This window comes from Pseudomonas agronomica (genome assembly GCF_025917275.1).
Taxonomy (GTDB): Bacteria; Pseudomonadota; Gammaproteobacteria; order Pseudomonadales; family Pseudomonadaceae; genus Aquipseudomonas; species Aquipseudomonas agronomica.
In genome coordinates this window covers 1-1158 of sequence record NZ_JAOSHO010000869.1, presented here as the reverse complement: position 1 = coordinate 1158, position 1158 = coordinate 1, and the positions used below count along the sequence as shown (strand labels likewise).

Here is a 1158-nt window from a genome sequence, read left to right as displayed (position 1 = left end):
ATCGCGAGCAAGCTCGCTCCCACAAGGGGCTTTGGCCAGTCTTTAAACAGTTGAGGCCTGCATGCCCTTCGATCTCGCCGCACGCCTGGCTGCCCGTCGTGCTGAAAATCTCTATCGCCAGCGCCCGCTGCTCGAAAGCCCCCAGGGTCCGGAAGTGGTGGTCGATGGCCAGCCGCTGTTGGCGTTCTGCAACAACGATTACCTGGGCCTGGCCAATCACCCGCAAGTGATCGAGGCCTGGCGCGAAGGTGCCGCGCGTTGGGGCGTCGGCGGCGGGGCCTCTCATCTGGTCATCGGCCACAGCGGGCCGCATCACGCCTTGGAAGAAGCATTGGCCGAGCTGACCGGCCGCCCACGGGCGCTGCTGTTCACCACCGGCTACATGGCCAATCTCGGCGCCGTTACGGCGTTGGTCGGGCAGGGCGACACCGTGCTGGAGGATCGCCTCAACCACGCTTCATTGATCGATGGCGGGTTGTTGTCCGGCGCGCGTTTCAACCGTTATCTGCACAACGATGCCCGGAGCCTGGCCCAGCGCCTGGAAAAAGCGGTTGGCAATACCTTGGTGGTCACCGATGGGGTATTCAGCATGGACGGCGACGTCGCCGACTTGCCGGCCCTCGCCCGTGAAGCCAAGGCCAAGGGCGCCTGGCTGATGGTGGATGATGCCCACGGCTTCGGCACGCTGGGCGCCAGCGGCGGCGGTGTCGTCGAACATTTCGGTCTGAGCCAGGAAGACGTCCCCGTGCTGGTCGGCACGCTGGGCAAGGCGTTTGGCACCGCTGGCGCCTTTGTGGCGGGCAGTGAGGAGCTGATCGAAAGCCTCGTCCAGTTCGCGCGTCCCTACATTTACACCACCAGTCAACCGCCAGCCCTGGCCTGCGCCACGCTCAAGAGCCTTGAACTGCTGCGCAGCGAACATTGGCGGCGAGAACATTTGCAGCGGCTGATTCGCCAGTTCCGCCAGGGCGCCGAGCAGATCGGTTTGCAATTGATGGACAGCTTCACGCCGATCCAGCCCATCCTGGTCGGCGATGCCGGGCGGGCGATGCAACTGTCACGGATGCTGCGTGAACGGGGGCTGATGGTGACCGCGATCCGTCCACCGACCGTCCCCGCGGGCAGTGCTCGCCTGCGTGTGACCCTGACCGCCGCCCA

The 1158-nt window shown here is 65.4% G+C and carries 1 protein-coding gene; it reads left to right on the top strand.

Annotation, left to right across the window (positions count from 1 at the left end):
• Positions 1 to 61: 61 nt before the first annotated feature.
• Positions 62 to 1158, top strand: a 1097-nt coding sequence (gene bioF / locus OC610_RS27790; RefSeq protein WP_264432761.1) for an 8-amino-7-oxononanoate synthase, incomplete at its 3' end; no start/stop codon positions are given.